The organism is Pseudomonas sp. B21-047 (assembly GCF_024748775.1).
In the GTDB taxonomy this organism is placed as follows: Bacteria; Pseudomonadota; Gammaproteobacteria; order Pseudomonadales; family Pseudomonadaceae; genus Aquipseudomonas; species Aquipseudomonas capeferrum.
In genome coordinates, this window is the sequence record NZ_CP087169.1 from 5,269,890 (window position 1) to 5,285,942 (window position 16,053).

Below are 16,053 nucleotides of genomic sequence, written 5' to 3' on the forward strand. Positions count from 1 at the left end.
CGCCCGAAAGAATTCGAGGTTTTGACATGAAAGTTTTGATCATCGGCAGCGGCGGCCGTGAGCACGCCCTGGCCTGGAAAGTTGCCCAGGACCCACGCGTCGAGAAAGTCTTCGTTGCCCCAGGCAACGCTGGCACCGCCATTGAAGCCAAGTGCGAGAACGTTGCCATCGACGTGTGCGCCCTGGAGCAACTGGCCGACTTCGCCGAGAAGAACGTCGACCTGACCATCGTCGGCCCGGAAGCGCCACTGGTCATCGGTGTGGTCGACCTGTTCCGCAGCCGTGGCCTGGACTGCTTCGGCCCCACCAAGGGCGCGGCCCAGCTGGAAGGCTCCAAGGCCTTCACCAAGGATTTCCTGGCGCGTCACAAGATCCCGACCGCCGACTACCAGAACTTCACCGAAATCGAGCCAGCCCTGGCCTACCTGCAGGAAAAGGGTGCGCCGATCGTGATCAAGGCCGACGGCCTGGCTGCGGGCAAAGGCGTGATCGTCGCCATGACCCTGCAGGAAGCCGAAGACGCCGTGCGTGACATGCTGGCTGGCAACGCCTTTGGCGACGCTGGCTCGCGTGTGGTGATCGAAGAGTTCCTGGACGGCGAGGAAGCCAGCTTCATCGTCATGGTCGACGGCCACAACGTGCTGCCAATGGCCACCAGCCAGGACCACAAGCGCGTCGGCGACGCCGACACCGGCCCGAACACCGGCGGCATGGGCGCTTACTCCCCTGCCCCGGTCGTCACCGCCGACGTGCACCAGCGCGTGATGGACCAGGTCATCTGGCCGACCGTGCGCGGTATGGCCGAGGAAGGCAACGTCTACACCGGCTTCCTCTACGCGGGCCTGATGATCGACAAGGCGGGCAACCCCAAGGTCATCGAGTTCAACTGCCGCTTCGGCGACCCGGAAACCCAGCCCGTCATGCTGCGCCTGGAATCGAGCCTGGTGCTGCTGATCGAGGCCGCTTTCGCCAAGGCGCTGGACAAGGTCGAAGCGCAGTGGAACCCACGGCCGAGCCTGGGCGTAGTACTGGCCGCCGGCGGCTACCCGGGCGACTACGCCAAGGGTGACGCAATCAGCGGCCTGGACGCGGCTGCCAAGCTCGAAGGCAAGGTGTTCCACGCTGGCACCACCCTCAAAGATGGCCAGGTGGTGACCGCCGGCGGCCGTGTGCTCTGCGCGACCGCCCTGGGCGAGACTGTCGAAGCCGCTCAGCAGCAGGCCTACCGCCTGGCAGAGCAGGTCAAATGGGACGGCAGCTTCTACCGCACCGACATTGGCTACCGGGCCATCGCCCGCGAGCGCGGTGAACACCAGCAGTAACCTTTACCGAAGCGCCGTGACGCCTTGCGCCCACGGCCTTCGGCTCGTCGACAGGGCCCTGTGTGGGCCTTGCCTTCGACTTGGCGCGCCGCGCATAGTTAGTATCCGGCACATCGGCTAAGAAGGGATTTCGTAGTGCGTCGGCTTCGGATTGCCACAGCTCTGATCGTCAGCTTGCTGACCTTGCTCTGCCTGCTCCCGGCTTCGGCCGAAGAAGGCGGAGGCTGGTCCGTGCTGCTCGACGAACAGGCCAACCTGCAATTGAGCGACGTGCGCTCCGACCGCTACCGCAACCAGTTCAGCCCCCTGCTGCTCGCTGACCTGGACGCTGCCCCCGCAGAACAAGCCCTGTGGCTGCACTATCGCTTGGAACCCGGCGATCAGGAGCAACTGCTGCGGGTCTTCGCGCCAGACCTGTCTGGCCTGGACCTCTACGCCCTCGAGGGCGACAAATTACTCCGTCAGCTGCACCACGGGCGCCAGGCCGGCAATGCCAGCCCGACCCTGCGCGGCAGCGACCATGTACTGCCCCTGCCCAACAGCAAGCAGCCGCTGGACATCTACCTGCGCCTGGTTTCAGAGCATCAACTGCGCCCGGCGATCAGCCTGGAGCCCGCCGCCGTGGCTGCCTCGGACCAAAGCCGGCCACTGTTGTTCGGCATGCTCTTTGGCGGCCTGGTGATGCTGATCCTGCACAACCTGATCCGCTTCCTCTATAGCCGCTCCAGCACTACCCTGATTCTGGCCCTGTACCACGGGCTGATGTTGCTCAGCGGGTTGATCCTGCTCAACCTCAGCGGCCCCTGGTGGCATGTGTGGCACAGTGCGCAAACGCCCGCTGCCTACCTCACCCTGGTGCTCGCGGGCCTGGCCGGGCTGTATTTCACCCTGCATTTCTTCTCGCCGCGCAATTCGCCGCGGCTGAACCGCCTGCTGCAAGGCGAGATGCTGGTGGCAGCAGTCAGTGGCCTGGTGCTGCTGTTCGTCGACACCTTGCCGCTCAACCTGATGACCTATGCGCTGCTGGCCCTGGGCAGCGTCAGCATGCTGCTGGTCAGCACCTTCCACTGGTACAAGGGCTATGCGCCAGCCCGTCTGTTCAGCCTCGCCATGGTGGTCTACAACCTTGGCGGGCTGGTACTGCTGCCGGCGCTGCTGGGCCTGACCCGCACCTCCACGCCCTGGCTGCTGTGCGTGCTCATGGGCCTGACCGTCATCAGCGGCCTGCTGCTGAACCTGGCGGTCAGCGAACGCCTGCGGCGCATGAGCGAAGAGCGCTTCAGCGCCAGCCGTGCACTGGCCGCCAGCGATGCCGAGATCAACGCCAAGGCCGAGTTCCTGGCCAAGATCAGCCACGAAATCCGTACGCCCATGAACGGCGTGCTGGGCATGACCGAGCTGCTGCTCGGCACGCCGTTGTCGGTCAAGCAGCGCGACTATGTGCAAACCATCCATAGTGCCGGCAACGAGTTGCTGACGCTGATCAACGAGATTCTCGACATCTCCAAGCTGGAGTCACGGCAGATCGAGCTGGACGATGTGCAGTTCGACCTCAACGCCCTGATCGAGGACTGCCTGAACATCTTCCGGGCCAAGGCCGAGCAGCAGAACATCGAGCTGATCAGCTTTACCCAGCCGCAAGTGCCACGGGTGATCAGTGGCGACCCGACACGCTTGCGCCAGGCGCTGTCGAGCCTGCTGGAAAATGCTCTTAAAAACACCGACCAGGGCGAGATCCTGCTGGTGGTGGCGCTCGACCAGCGCGGCGCGACCCCGCGTTTGCGCATTGCCGTGCAAGACAGCGGCGAACCGTTGCCCGCCGCCGAGCGCGAAGCGCTGCTGCAAGCCGAGCTGCACAGCCACCACTTCCTCTCCAGCAACAAGCTGGGCGGCCACCTCGGGCTGGTCATCGCCAAGCAGTTGATCGGCCTGATGCAGGGCGAATTCGGCATCAAGAGCAGCAGCGGCATGGGCAACACCCTGTGGCTGACCCTGCCGCTGGACCCTTCGCGCCTTGAACAGCCACCCGCCGACCTCGACGGCCCGCTGCGCGACGCTCGGGTACTGGTGGTGGACGACAACGACACCTGCCGCAAGGTGCTGGTACAGCAGTGCAGCGCCTGGGGCATGAATGTCAGCGCGGTGCCGTCAGGCAAGGAGGCGCTGGCGTTGCTGCGCACCAAGGCCCACTTGCGTGATTACTTCGATGCCGTGCTGCTGGACCAGAACATGCCCGGCATGACCGGTATGCAGCTGGCGGCCAAGATCAAGGAAGACCCCAGCCTCAACCACGACATCCTGGTGGTGATGCTCACCGGCATCAGCAATGCGCCGAGCAAGGTCATCGCGCGCAATGCCGGGGTCAAGCGGATTCTCGCCAAACCGGTGGCGGGCTATACACTCAAGACCACGCTGGCTGAAGAGCTGGCCCAACGCGGCCGTGAGCAAGCGGTGCCCGCCAGCCTGCCCGGTACCCCGCAAGCACTGGACCTGCCCAGCGACTTCCGCGTGCTGGTCGCCGAGGACAACAGTATTTCCACCAAGGTCATCCGTGGCATGCTCGGCAAGCTCAACCTTGAGCCGGACACGGCCTGCAACGGTGAAGAGGCGTTGCAAGCGATGAAAGCGCAACGCTATGACCTGGTGCTGATGGACTGCGAGATGCCTGTGCTGGACGGTTTCTCGGCGACCCAGCAACTGCGCGCGTGGGAAGCCGCGCAGCAGCGCCAGCGCACGCCGGTGGTGGCGCTGACTGCGCATATCCTTGCCGAGCACAAGGAGCGCGCCAAGCTGGCGGGCATGGATGGGCACATGGCCAAGCCGGTGGAGCTGTCGCAGTTGCGCGAGCTGATCCAGTATTGGGCGAATCACCGGGAAGCCAAGACGGACCCTGCGCCTATCCCGTAACCCATGCCGATGAAGTGCCAACAGGCCTGCACCGCAGCCGAGGATCAACGCCCATGCTCCATGAGTTGTTTAGCGTCTACCTGAAGATGCTCGTGCTCTACAGCCCGTTCTTCGTGCTGTCCTGCTTCATCAGCCTGACCCGCGGCCACTCCAGCAAGGAACGCAAGCAACTGGCCTGGAAGGTGGCCTTCGCCGCACTGGTCGCCAGCATACTGCTGTACCTGTTCGGGCGGGCGATCTTCGGTATTTTCGGCATCACCGCCGACGCCTTCCGCATCGGCGCCGGCAGTGTGCTGTTCATCTCTGCGCTGGGCATGGCCCAGGGCAAACCCGCCGTGCAAGCCGACAACGTGCAGCAGGATGTGACCATCGTGCCGCTGACCATCCCGCTGACCGTCGGCCCCGGCACCATCGGTGCGCTGCTGGTGATGGGCGTGGGCCAGCCGCACTGGGACGACAAGCTGCTGGCCATCGTCAGTATCGCGCTGGCCAGCTTTACCGTGGGCCTGGTGCTGTACCTGTCGCACGGCATCGAGCGGCTGCTCGGCGACCAGGGCCTGCAGATCGTCAGCCGCCTGATGGGGCTGTTCGTCTGTGCCCTGGCGGCGCAGATCATCTTTACCGGGATCAAGGGTTACCTCGTGCTCTAGACCTCCATTTCATGGATTTCCTTCAGCGCGATGCTCACCAACGCACGCTCAACCGCACTGCGGCGTTCCTGGTCGAACAGACGTGTATTGAACCGCACCAGCTCTGCGTTCACGCGCATGTCGCGGCGCTCACGAAACACAAATCCTGCCGTGAACGCTGCGGTTTTGCCGGCCTCGTGATACACCACGATGTCCACGTAGCTACCACTCACCGGCGCGCAGGACAGAAGCTGAAACTGCGCCCTATCCATACTGCGCGCTTCAAAATGCAGCAACGGCTTGCTGTTCTTCTTCAGTGCCTCAAGCGCCAGTGCCATATGGCTGGAATGCCGAACCCCGGCGATGGCGTCGATCTTGCTCAGCGCCTGATCAACGATTTTCGGCCGCTCAGGGTCCGGCCAATGCACTTCTTCAGCCGACTTCGCGTCCCACCCCAGGTACATCAACTTCTTGCGGTAGTACTGATACTGTTCCTGGGCAGTCTCTTTGGCCATATCCTGCAACGTCACAGTCTCAGCCCACAGTGCGGCGAGCTTGACGGCCTTGCGCTGTCCTAAGCTGATACCGGGGATGAAAGAGACCAGGCTGGCACCGACCACTGCGGCTTCATAGGTTTGCATGGCTGCCCTCCGGGTTCAGCACGCCCAAGTTCCTGATGCGTTCTGCGTACTGCTTGCGCTCAAGCAGCACGTGCAGGCTTTCACGGTCAACTTCGGTCAGTTGCTCGCCCAGGGTTGCGAGGGTAGTGCGCAGATCGACCTTATCGGTGGGTGACGACGCCAATACCGCGCCAGGGTGGATCTGGGTGGCAGGCGTGGCAGTGGTCAAGGCCAACCCACACAGATCCAGGGAAGGGCCTGGCAGCATCACCCCCAGCTCGTAGACCACATGGGTTGCCTGACCGTGCTCGTCCAGGGTGAAAGGCCGCAGGTACTGCTGCACCTCTTTCTGAGACAGCCTGGCGATGGCTGCCTGCAAATAGGGCGTGAGCCCCGGATGACGGGCCTGCAATTCATCGGTAAGACGCTGAGTCAGCGGGACGCTGCCCTGCAAGGGCTGATAATCACTGCGACTGCCTGGGATGACCCACCCACGCGCTTCCAACGCTTCACGGTAACCGCTGTACCAGCGTGCATAATCGGCAAAGCGTGAGCCATTCAGTTTGTCCGAACGCAACTGTGCAAACAGCAACGAGTCCAGTGCATATTGCCGAGACGGCAATGCCACTTCTGCGACCAACAAAGCCGTGCCGCCAACGAGCCATAAGGAATAGGCATCCTTACTCATCGCAATACCTCGATGTTCAATCACATGAGAAGAAAAACGGGGCCTGAAAGCCCCGCTCCGCTGTCAGATTTCAAATTCGCTGACAGCCTTGACCGCCTTGTCGATCAGCTTCTGCTCGGTCGTTGCCCGCACCTCGTCGGTGTAGACCACTTCGTTGAGACTGAGCACAACCGAACCGCAATAGCGCTCCTTGCTCGAACTCTTCCATTCGAACACGGTGGTATTCAGGTCGTTTTCACTCGGCGAGGCACTGAAGGCATTCACCAGCATGAACAGTTCGCCTTCAGGCGTTTCGATGCAGGCCGCCAGCCCCGTGGTCGAGACAGGGTGGCCTTTGAGGTTTTGCTTGTAGATCTGCTGGGCTTCCTCGATGTTACCCAGTGCCGAAAGGGCATTGCCCGCCAGCTTGGCCATGGCCGCGCCCAGGGGGCCGCCGAGCAAGGCCTGGCCTGCGGCGCTGGCGACTTTGAAAGCAATCGGCCCCAACGTCAGCGATCGGCTTTGGTCATAGTCGCGCTCGTAGGAGCGTTTACCCACCGTCCAACCCAAGGTGCGCATCACCTCCACGAACTTGTTGAACCAGGCTTCGGATTCGCCATCGCGATCATGCAGCTTGGACGCTACACGAGAGGCAAACTGGAACGTTGTCTTGGCATCGCGCCGGCTTTGCACCGACATGCCTGCGCTGAGCGCGAGCAGCGATTGCTCGACAACGGCGATGCTATCGCCATTGATAGTGTTTTCATCGGTCATTTGCAGGGTCCTTGAAGGCCCCGACGGGTATCGTCGAGGGGCCTTCACCCTATGCTGCAAAGGGCCGGGTAACAGGCATGAACAGGTTCCCTCGGTGCCTCAACCCGGGGCCGGGTACCAGCGAGGGGTGTACACCCACTGTTCGCCATCGGCCCTCGGAAATTGACAGGTCGTGGACGACCCGAGCAGGACCATGGTGCGCATGTCGACCATTTCCGGCAGCAGCTCGGCCAAAGTGACTACCTTCAGCGTCTGCCCCGGCCTACCGATGTCACGGCCAAGGACTACAGGCGTGCTCCCATCGCGGTGCCGACGCACAACCTCCAGTGCCACCCCAAGCTGATGCGGTCGGGATTTGGAAATCGGGTTGTAGAAGGCCAGCACCAGGTCCGCCTGGGCGGCCAGGTCCAGACGTTTTTCAATGATCGACCACGGCTTGAGGTTGTCCGACAGCGACATCACGCAGAAGTCGTGCCCCAGCGGTGCCCCCGCCTGAGCGGCAGTGGCCAGCGAGGCCGAAACCCCCGGCAGGATCTCGAGATCGACCCGATGCCAGGCCGGGTCACTGGATTCGTGCAACGCTTCGAGCACCGCTGCGGCCATGGCGAACACGCCCGGGTCACCCGACGACACCACCACCACCGAACGCCCTTGGGCGGCCAGTTCGAAGGCATGCCGAGCGCGCTGCATCTCTTCGCGGTTGTCGGTGCAATGCTGCACCTGATCGGCGCGGAACGGCCCGGCCATGCGCACGTAGGTTTCGTAGCCGAGGATGTCCTCGGCGCGGGCCAGCTCGGCCTTGACCGCCGGCACCATCAGCTCGGCAGCGCCTGGGCCAAGGCCGATCACCGCCAGCCGACCACGGCGGCGGCCGACCTGCGCGGCATCCACCGGCGCCGGGGCCACGGCGATGACGGTACCCGCCTGCTCGATCAACTCGGCGCCGGGTAGCGCCTGGGCCAACATGTCACGCAGGTCGCCAGGCTTGGCTGCAAAACGCAGCGCCACGCCAAGGGCCTGTGCAGCCTCGTGCAGGGCGGCATCGGCCATGGCGTGCTCGCCAGCTAGCAGGCAGGCCAGCGATTGCTCGGCGATACCCGCCGCCTGCAGCGCGGCGCGGATGCCTTGCAGGTCAGCGGTATCGACGCCCACCACGACCGAACGCGGGTGGATCAACAGCTCATCACGGCTGCTCGGGCGTGCCTGATGGCCGACATGGATGGTGCGCCGGGCGCTCTCGCTCGCGGGCAGCTGCGCCTGCTCAAGCCAAGGTGCATCGCCTTCGACGCGCACCGCCTCACCAGCCAGCAGGTCAGAGACAAAGCGCTTGCCTTGCTCGATGTCCGCCAGGGCATAGCCCTGTGGCGGGTTCAGCAGGCAGGTGCCAAAGCGCAGTTCGCCACTGGTGGTGATGGCTGCGGCCACGCCCAGTGCTTCGCCGATCTCACGCGCCATCACATTCACCCCACCCAGGCCACCGAGCAGCGGCACTACCGCACTGCCATCCTCGGCCACTGCCAGCACCGGCGGCTCGACGCCTTTTTCACTGAGCAGGCTGGCCAGGCTGCGGATAACGATGCCAGCGGCGCACAGGGCGATGATCGGGGTGCCCTGCTGATACAACGTGCGCAGGGTGTCGCCAAACGATGCGTAAAGCTGATCGGCGCCCTCGACCCGGCCACTCAGGCCATGGATCGAGGCCTGTGGATAACACAGCTGAATGCGCTGCGCCGTGGCCAGGCTGCCAGGGCCAAGCACGACGATTGCCGGTGCCTTGTGCATGCTCATCCCTGCCATTTTTCACCCGGTACGATGATCAGCGAGAAGTACGGCGACGACAGCGGGTCGACCTCCGCCAGCGGCACGATCTTCTGGTTGGCCATGGTTGCCCGTTCGACATACAGCGCACGGCTGTCCAGGCCCAGCTCGGCCAACACCTCACGCACCTTGGGGAAGTTGCGGCCAAGCTTCATGATCACGGCAGCATCGGCATCGGCCAGGCGCCGCTTCAGTTCCTCGGCCGGCAGCACGCCCGACAGCACCGAAAGGCTCTGGTTGCGGTAGACCAGCGGCGCGCCCAGCACCGACGCCCCCCCCAGCATCGAGCAGACGCCAGGGATCACTTCGGCCTCATAGCGCTGCGCCAGGCGGTCATGCAGGTACATGTAGGAGCCGTAGAAGAACGGGTCGCCCTCGCAGATCACCGCCACGTCGCGGCCGGCATCCAGGTGCTCGGCAACCTGCACACTGGCTTCATCGTAGAAATCGCTGATCACCTGTTCATAGGACAGCGGCGCCGGCAGCGCTTCGGTGGTGACCGGGTAGACCAGCGGCAGCAGTGTCTGCTCGGCCTGTAGGTGCGCCTCGATGATGCCGAACGCGTTGCCGCGCTTGCCCTTGGCCACGAAGTAGCCGACAACCGGCGCCTCGCGCAGCAGGCGCAGGGCCTTGACGGTGATCAGTTCAGGGTCGCCGGGGCCTACGCCCAGGCCGAGCAGACGTCCACGTGGGGTCATCATTCCACCTCCGTGGCCAGGGCGTTGACCGCGGCAGCGGCCATCGCGCTGCCGCCCAGGCGGCCTTGCATGATCACGAACGGCACGCCGCGGCTGTCGGCGGCCAGCATGGCCTTGGATTCGGCCGCACCCACGAAGCCGACCGGGAAGCCGAGAATCAGCGCAGGCTTGGGCGCACCGGCGTCGAGCATTTCCAGCAGGTAGAACAGTGCGGTCGGGGCATTGCCGATCACCACCACACTGCCTTCCAGGTGTGGGCGCCACAGCTCCAGGGCCACGGCAGAACGGGTATTGCCGGCGTCTTTGGCCAGGCCAGGCACGCTCGGGTCACGCAGGGTGCAGATCACCGGGTTGTTCGCCGGCAGCCGGGCGCGGGTAATGCCTTCAGCAACCATGTGCGCATCGCACAGAATCGGCGCGCCCTTGGCCAGGGCCTCGCGCCCGGCGCGGCCTGCCCCTTCGGAGAACTGCAAGCCGTCGATGGCCTCGACCATGCCGCAGGCATGGATCACGCGCACGGCGAGCTTTTCGAGGTCTGCGGGTATCCGCTCGAGTCGGGCTTCCTCGCGGATGATCCGGAAGGAATTGCGATAGATCTCCTGACCATCGCGGATGTAGTCAATCATCAAGGTGCTCCGTCGGCAGGTCGAGCATGGCGCCTGCTTCGTTCAAGGTGAGGTCGATGGCGCGCAGGGCACCGAAGCCCGGCAGGCGCGCATCGCGCACATACAAGTCGTAACGGCCCGGTGAACGGGCCAGCAAAGTGGCCGGGGCAACATGGGCCACGGCGCAGGATCGGGGGCAACCGGACAGGTGCACGCTGCCGGGAACGCCTGGGCCGAGCAGCGCGGCCAGGGCAACGGCATCGGCCTTGGTCTCGCCGTGGGCCTTGGCGCACCCACTGCTGCCGGTGCACGCGGTGATGCGCGCCAGCGGCTCATGGCGGTGGCAAAGCAGGCCCAAGGCGGACAACTGCGCCTGGGCCTGCTCGATGTGGGCCGGATCGAGATTGGTCAACACCAGGCTTTGCCAGGGGCTCAGGCGCAGGCTGCCGTCACCCAGGTGGCGGGCGATGTGCGCGGCACCGCGCAGCATCTCCGGCGTCAACCGGCCCTGGGGCGGGGCGACGCCCAGCGCAAGGCCGTGGTTTTGTGGCAGTACCCCCAGCCAGATGGGGTGGTTTCGTGCACGGCGCCATTGCCGCACGGCAGCATCGCGACGAATCTCCAGGCCGAGCCCTTCGACGAAAAACGCGGCCGAACAGCCTTCCAGCAATTGGCGCATACGCGATTGGTCCGCAGACGCCAGATCAAGGAAACGCGCCAGCACCGCACGCACCAGGGCCAGGCCCTGTTCCAGCGGCACGGCACCGAGCACCTGGCCGTCGGCCGGGCAGCCCGCCAGGCCAAAAGCCAGCCACGTGCGCTGCTCAAGGTGCAGAGCCGAAAGCCATAGGTCATGGGGGTGTTCGAGCATGGCCAGGCCTTCGCCGGCGTCCAGCTGCACGGCGAACTTGGCCGACAATTGATGAAAGCGCGGTGTGCTTTCGAGCATGGCGAGGATCTGCCCCGCCAATGGTCGGGTATCCAGCAACATGGCCGGGTCATGCCCGGCCAGCGGGCTGAGCATCAGGTTGCGCACATCGTCACCGGCGGCATCGCGCGGGCCCAGGCCGGCGGCCAGCAGCCTGGCGACCAGGCCACTGTGGTCGCTGCCGATACCGCGGACCTGCAGGTTGGCGCGGTTGGTCGCCTCGATCACGCCGCCGGCGAAGCGCTCGGCGGCCTCGGCCACGGCATCGGCCTGATCGGCCAGCAGCAGGCCACCGGGCAGCTTGACCCGGCAAATCCCACCATCACGCGCACTGACGATGCGCCACAACCCCGGGCAGGCCGAGGGGCGAGGTGAAACATCGGGGGCTTGGGCCTGCTTCAAAGGGGTGTCCGGCAATCGGTGAAGTGCGCTTGAGTGTAGAAGGCGCGGTATTATGCCTGCTTTGTCCGGCGGCATGAAAAGCCGGTGGTCGAGCTTATCGTTTACCCGGGGCCGCTTCGCGCCCCAGAAATGGCGGATTGAAACACATGGCACCCTGGCTGACAGTAGTAGGCATCGGCGAAGACGGCTTCAACGGCCTGGGCAAGCAGGCCCGGCGCGCCCTGCTGGGCGCTTCGCGGATCTTCGGCAGCCCCCGCCAACTGGCCTTGCTGCCGCGCTGCGTGGTCGGCGAGCGGCTGAGCTGGCCCACCCCGTTCTCCCTGGCGCCGGTACTTGCAGCGCGCGGTGCCCCTGTCTGCGTGTTGGCCAGCGGCGACCCGATGTTCTTCGGCGTCGGCGCCAGCCTGGCACGCCAAGTGCCCGCCAGTGAGATGCGCGTGCTGTCGATGCCGTCCTCTTGCGCCCTGGCTGCCGCCCGCCTGGGCTGGCCGCTGCAGGAGGTGCAGGTGGTATCGGTGGTCGCCCGGCCGCTGGCGGCGCTCAATGCCCAGCTGCACAGCGGTGCCCGCCTGCTGGTGCTGAGCAACGACGGCGACAGCCCTGCCGCGATTGCCGCCCAGCTGTGCGCGCGTGGTTTCGGGCCAAGCCGCCTGCGCGTGTTCGAACACCTTGGCGGCGCCGATGAACGCGAACTGGCCGGCAGCGCCCAGGACTGGCCTCACACCCAGGTTGCAGCGCTGAACCTGGTGGCCATCGAGTGCCTCGCCGCGCCCGATGCACCACGCCTGCCACGGGTTGCCGGGCTGCCAGACACGGCCTTCCAGCATGACGGCCAACTGACCAAGCGCGATGTCCGCGCCATCACCCTTGCCCGCCTCGCCCCGCAGCCCGGCGAGCTGCTGTGGGACGTGGGCGCAGGCTGTGGCTCGATCGGCATCGAGTGGATGCGTGCCCACCCTGCCTGCCGTGCGTTGGCCATCGAGGCCGACGAAGGGCGCCAGGGGTTTATCGAACACAACCGCGATGCACTGGGCGTACCTGGCCTGCAACTGGTACGCGGCAAGGCGCCAGCGGCATTGGCAGGCCTTGAGCAACCCGACGCGATCTTCATCGGTGGCGGGGTAACCCGTGAAGGCGTGCTGGACCTGTGCTGGGAGCGTCTGCGCCCGGGTGGGCGACTGGTGGCCAACGCAGTCACCCTGCAAAGCGAATTGGCCCTGGCGCATTTTCGCGAGCAGCACGGTGGCGAGCTGACCCGTATCCATGTTGCCCACGTGCAGCCGCTGGGGGCGTTCGACACCTGGCGCCAGGCCTTGCCGATCACCTTGCTGGACGTGGTGAAACCCTTCGATGCGTGAAGAAACCCACGAACAACCCGCGCCGCTGCGCAGCGGCCTGACCACCGGCAGCTGTGCCACCGCCACCAGCCTCGCAGCGGCGCGCCTGCTGCTGACAGGCGTCTGTGACGACGCAGTGAGCATCACCCTGCCCAAGGGCAAGGTGGTGCAGATGCGCCTGGAGTTCTGCCGTCGCGCAGGCCAGTGCGCCGAAGCCGGTACCCTCAAGGACGCCGGCGACGACCCGGACGTGACCCATGGCGCCCTGCTCTACAGCCAGGTCCGCTTGCTGGCCGAGCCCGGCATCCGCTTTGTCGCCGGCCATGGCGTGGGGACCGTGACGCGCCCGGGGCTGGTACTGGCGGTGGGCGAGCCGGCGATCAACCCGGTGCCCCGGCGCATGATTGGCGAACACCTGCAACGCCTGGCCGAGGCGTGTGCCTATCACGGCGGCTTCGAAGTGACGGTCAACGTGCAGGGCGGTGAATTGCTGGCGCTCAAGACCATGAACCCGCGCCTTGGTATCCTCGGCGGTCTGTCGATCCTGGGCACCAGCGGCATCGTCCGGCCGTTTTCCTGCGCGGCCTACATCGCCTCGATCCATCAGGGTATCGACGTGGCCCACACCAACGGCTATACGCACATTGCCGCCTGTACCGGCAACGCCAGCGAAGACACCATGCGCCGGGTCTACGGCCTGCCGGAAATCGCCCTGATCGAAATGGGCGACTTCGTCGGTGCCGTACTCAAGCACTTGCGCAAGGTGCCGGTAGCGCGCCTGAGCCTGTGCGGTGGCTTCGGCAAGATCAGCAAGCTGGCCGCCGGGCACATGGACCTGCACAGCCGCCATTCGAGCATCGACCTGCCGCAACTGGCCGGCTGGGCGGCGTCTGTCGGCGCCGATGCAAACCTGCAGGCCGCGATCATCGCCGCCAACACCAGCCAGCAAGCCCTGGCACTGGCCCATGCCGCCGGCATCGCCCTGGGCGACGCCGTCTGCGCGCATGCGTTGGCATTCGCCCGCAGCGTGGTGCCCGCGCAGGTACAGGTCGAGGTGTTCGCCATCGACCGCCAAGGCGGTATCGTCGGCCAGGCGGGCGTGCAATGAGCGCGCGCATCCTGCTGCTGGGCGGCGTGACCGAGGCCCTGGCCATCGCCCGCCAGCTGGGCCCGCAGCATGTCTACAGCCTGGCAGGCATCGGCCGCGTGCCGCAGGGCCTGCAATGCCAGGTGCGGGTTGGCGGCTTTGGCGGTGCCGAAGGCCTCGCCCGCTACCTGCGTGAGGCGGGTATCACCCTGCTGATCGATGCCACCCACCCTTATGCCGCGCAAATCAGCCACAACGCCGCTGTTGCCTCACGCGCTGCAGGTGTTCCGTGCTGGGCGTTGCGCCGGCCGGCCTGGCAGGCGCAGCCGGGTGACGACTGGCGCGAGGTGCAAGACTGGGCGGGCCTGATCGACGCACTCGCGCCCTTCCGGCGGCCGCTGTTCACGCTGGGGCGCGAGCCGTTGCAGCACCTGGCAGAGATACCGCCGGAACAGTTCTGGACATTGCGGGCCCTGGAAGCCTGCCCGGGCAACGACCGCTGCGAAGTGATTGGCGCACGTGGGCCGTTTCGTATTGAAGACGAGCGTGCGTTGTTCGCGCGGCGGCAGATTGATGTGCTGATCAGCAAGAACAGCGGCAGCCTGGCGACCGAGCCCAAGCTTGAAGTGGCCCGGGAGCTGGGGGTGCCGGTGTTGATTCTGGAGCGGCCGGCGCTGCCCGATGTAGACCGGCAATACGCTTCGCAAGGGGCACTGATGGCTGACTTGGGTCGCGGGTAAGGAAGAGACGCATGGCGTGAGTTTTGTAGCGTCTTCCTACACCCAACGCCAACTTGTCTGAATAGCCTTCCGCCCATCCTCTGCCCTAAACTCTTCCCCCCTCCCCCGGAAGGCTTCAGTCATATGGAAATGCAATGGTGGATCTGGCTGGTATTCGGTATCGCGCTGATCCTGCTCGAACTGGTCCTGCCTACGTTCTTCATTCTCTGGTTCGGCATCGGTGCCGTGCTGGTTTCGCTCATCTCGCTCGCCGCACCCAGCCTGCAGCTGGATATGCAGGTGCTGCTGTGGGTGCTGCTGTCTTCAGCCACCACCGCCCTGTGGTTCAAGTTGTTCCGGCGCAAAAAACCGGATGTGCGCTGGACGGCCGATAGCGTGATCGGTGAAGTCGGCCTGCTGACCGCCAGCGTTTCCGAGTTCCAGAAAGGCCGCGTGCGTTTCCAGAAGCCGATCCTCGGCAACGAAGAATGGACCTGCGTCGCCGACACTGAAATCCCGTCCGGCGAGCGTGTGCGCCTCACCGCCATCGAAGGCAATACCGCCCGCGTCATCCGGGCCTGAATCCGTACTGAAAGGAAGTTCGTATCATGACCAGCCTTATCGTCGTGGGCGCCCTCGCCCTGTTCGTCCTGATCACCGTGTTCAAGGGGGTGCGTATCGTGCCCCAGGGCGAGGAGTGGATCGTCGAGCGCCTGGGCCGCTACAACAACACCCTCAAACCGGGCCTGAACATCGTCATTCCGTACGTGGACGTGGTCGCCTACCGCCTGCCCACCAAAGACATCATCCTCGATGTGCAAGAGCAGGAAATCATCACCAAGGACAACGCGGTGATCGTCGCCAACGCCTTGTGCTTCGCCAAGGTGGTCGACCCGCAGAAGGCCTCGTACGGTGTACAGAACTTCTCCTTCGCCGTCACCAGCCTGACCATGACCTCGCTGCGCGCCATCGTCGGTGCCATGGACCTGGACGAAGCCTTGTCCAGCCGTGAGCAGATCAAGGCCCGCCTGCGCGAGGCGATGTCCGAACAGACCGAAGACTGGGGCGTGACCGTGCGCTCGGTCGAGATCCAGGACATCAAGCCGTCCGAGAACATGCAACTGGCCATGGAACGCCAGGCCGCTGCCGAGCGTGAACGTAAAGCCGACGTCACCCGTGCCGAAGGTGCCAAGCAGGCTGCGATCCTCGAAGCTGAAGCCCGCCTGCAATCCGCCAAGCTGGACGCCGAGGCGCAGATCAACCTGGCCGAGGCGTCGGCACGGGCGATTTCGCTGGTCAAGGAGGCCGTGGGCAGCGATACCGTGCCGGCCATGTACCTGCTGGGCGAGCGCTATATCGGCGCGATGGAGAACCTGGCCAGCAGCAGCAATGCCAAAGTCGTGGTGTTGCCGGCAGACCTGCAAGAGACCGTGCGCGGCCTGATGGGCCGCAACAAGCCCTGAGTTAGCGGGCCAGGCTTGCCCCGCGAAGGGGCCGCAAAGCGGCCCCAGCCCCTCCCCACCTGCGTCACTTCACCGCA

15 protein-coding genes are annotated in these 16,053 nt (G+C 65.2%); 8 read left to right on the plus strand and 7 right to left on the minus strand.

Annotated features, from left to right (window positions below; translation table 11 throughout):
- Positions 1-26 precede the first annotated feature (26 nt).
- The 3 genes from purD (at position 27) to LOY26_RS23870 (ending at position 4,879) form a co-directional block, all read left to right on the plus strand.
- Positions 27-1,322 (plus strand): phosphoribosylamine--glycine ligase, encoded by a 1,296-nt coding sequence (gene purD, locus LOY26_RS23860; RefSeq protein WP_033701736.1) that lies wholly within the window; start codon positions 27-29, stop codon positions 1,320-1,322.
- Positions 1,323-1,457: 135 nt separating this feature from the next.
- Positions 1,458-4,229 carry a hybrid sensor histidine kinase/response regulator gene (locus LOY26_RS23865; protein WP_186663539.1) on the plus strand — a complete coding sequence of 924 codons (2,772 nt, stop codon included), beginning with the start codon at positions 1,458-1,460 and terminating at the stop codon, positions 4,227-4,229.
- A 53-nt stretch (positions 4,230-4,282) separates the two neighbouring features.
- Positions 4,283-4,879 carry a MarC family protein gene (locus LOY26_RS23870; protein ID WP_033701739.1) on the plus strand — a complete coding sequence of 199 codons (597 nt, stop codon included), beginning with the start codon at positions 4,283-4,285 and terminating at the stop codon, positions 4,877-4,879.
- On the opposite strand, the gene LOY26_RS23875 is transcribed toward LOY26_RS23870, so the two are convergent.
- The 7 genes from LOY26_RS23875 to cobG all read right to left on the minus strand — a co-directional run bounded on the left by LOY26_RS23875 (position 4,876) and on the right by cobG (position 11,385).
- Positions 4,876-5,499: a hypothetical protein gene (locus tag LOY26_RS23875; protein ID WP_186663538.1), complete on the minus strand. Its 624-nt coding sequence runs from the start codon at positions 5,497-5,499 to the stop codon at positions 4,876-4,878. The genes LOY26_RS23870 and LOY26_RS23875 overlap by 4 nt on opposite strands.
- Positions 5,486-6,166: a hypothetical protein gene (locus LOY26_RS23880; RefSeq protein WP_186652699.1), complete on the minus strand. Its 681-nt coding sequence runs from the start codon at positions 6,164-6,166 to the stop codon at positions 5,486-5,488. Before LOY26_RS23880 ends, LOY26_RS23875 begins: the two co-directional genes overlap by 14 nt.
- Positions 6,167-6,229: 63 nt before the next feature.
- Entirely contained in the window at positions 6,230-6,919 is a 690-nt protein-coding gene (locus tag LOY26_RS23885) for a hypothetical protein (protein ID WP_186663536.1), read from the minus strand.
- 99 nt (positions 6,920-7,018) lie between these two features.
- Positions 7,019-8,716 carry a precorrin-3B C(17)-methyltransferase gene (cobJ, locus tag LOY26_RS23890; RefSeq protein ID WP_258714183.1) on the minus strand — a complete coding sequence of 566 codons (1,698 nt, stop codon included), beginning with the start codon at positions 8,714-8,716 and terminating at the stop codon, positions 7,019-7,021.
- Positions 8,704-9,438: a precorrin-2 C(20)-methyltransferase gene (locus LOY26_RS23895; RefSeq protein WP_033701745.1), complete on the minus strand. Its 735-nt coding sequence runs from the start codon at positions 9,436-9,438 to the stop codon at positions 8,704-8,706. Before LOY26_RS23895 ends, cobJ begins: the two co-directional genes overlap by 13 nt.
- Positions 9,435-10,061: a precorrin-8X methylmutase gene (locus LOY26_RS23900; protein WP_033701746.1), complete on the minus strand. Its 627-nt coding sequence runs from the start codon at positions 10,059-10,061 to the stop codon at positions 9,435-9,437. Before LOY26_RS23900 ends, LOY26_RS23895 begins: the two co-directional genes overlap by 4 nt.
- The gene (gene cobG, locus LOY26_RS23905; protein ID WP_258714184.1) at positions 10,054-11,385 is read right to left on the minus strand and encodes a precorrin-3B synthase; all 1,332 of its coding nucleotides are present in this window, start codon (positions 11,383-11,385) and stop codon (positions 10,054-10,056) included. Before cobG ends, LOY26_RS23900 begins: the two co-directional genes overlap by 8 nt.
- 131 nt (positions 11,386-11,516) lie before the next feature.
- Here cobG and cbiE point away from each other — a divergent pair, with 131 nt between their 5' ends.
- From cbiE to LOY26_RS23930, 5 genes are all read left to right on the plus strand, one after another.
- Positions 11,517-12,728, plus strand: coding sequence for a precorrin-6y C5,15-methyltransferase (decarboxylating) subunit CbiE (cbiE, locus tag LOY26_RS23910; RefSeq protein WP_258714185.1), 1,212 nt, complete (start codon positions 11,517-11,519; stop codon positions 12,726-12,728).
- A complete protein-coding gene (locus LOY26_RS23915) occupies positions 12,721-13,815 on the plus strand; it encodes a cobalt-precorrin-5B (C(1))-methyltransferase (RefSeq protein ID WP_186663532.1) in 1,095 nt (364 codons plus the stop codon). The genes cbiE and LOY26_RS23915 overlap by 8 nt, the downstream gene beginning before the upstream one ends.
- Positions 13,812-14,534 (plus strand): cobalt-precorrin-6A reductase, encoded by a 723-nt coding sequence (locus tag LOY26_RS23920; protein WP_095063868.1) that lies wholly within the window; start codon positions 13,812-13,814, stop codon positions 14,532-14,534. The genes LOY26_RS23915 and LOY26_RS23920 overlap by 4 nt, the downstream gene beginning before the upstream one ends.
- Positions 14,535-14,657: 123 nt before the next feature.
- Complete coding sequence (locus tag LOY26_RS23925; protein ID WP_186652710.1) at positions 14,658-15,095, plus strand: NfeD family protein; 438 nt, start codon at positions 14,658-14,660, stop codon at positions 15,093-15,095.
- A gap of 26 nt (positions 15,096-15,121) precedes the next feature.
- Positions 15,122-15,976 carry an SPFH domain-containing protein gene (locus tag LOY26_RS23930; RefSeq protein WP_186652712.1) on the plus strand — a complete coding sequence of 285 codons (855 nt, stop codon included), beginning with the start codon at positions 15,122-15,124 and terminating at the stop codon, positions 15,974-15,976.
- The last annotated feature ends 77 nt before the right edge of the window (positions 15,977-16,053 follow it).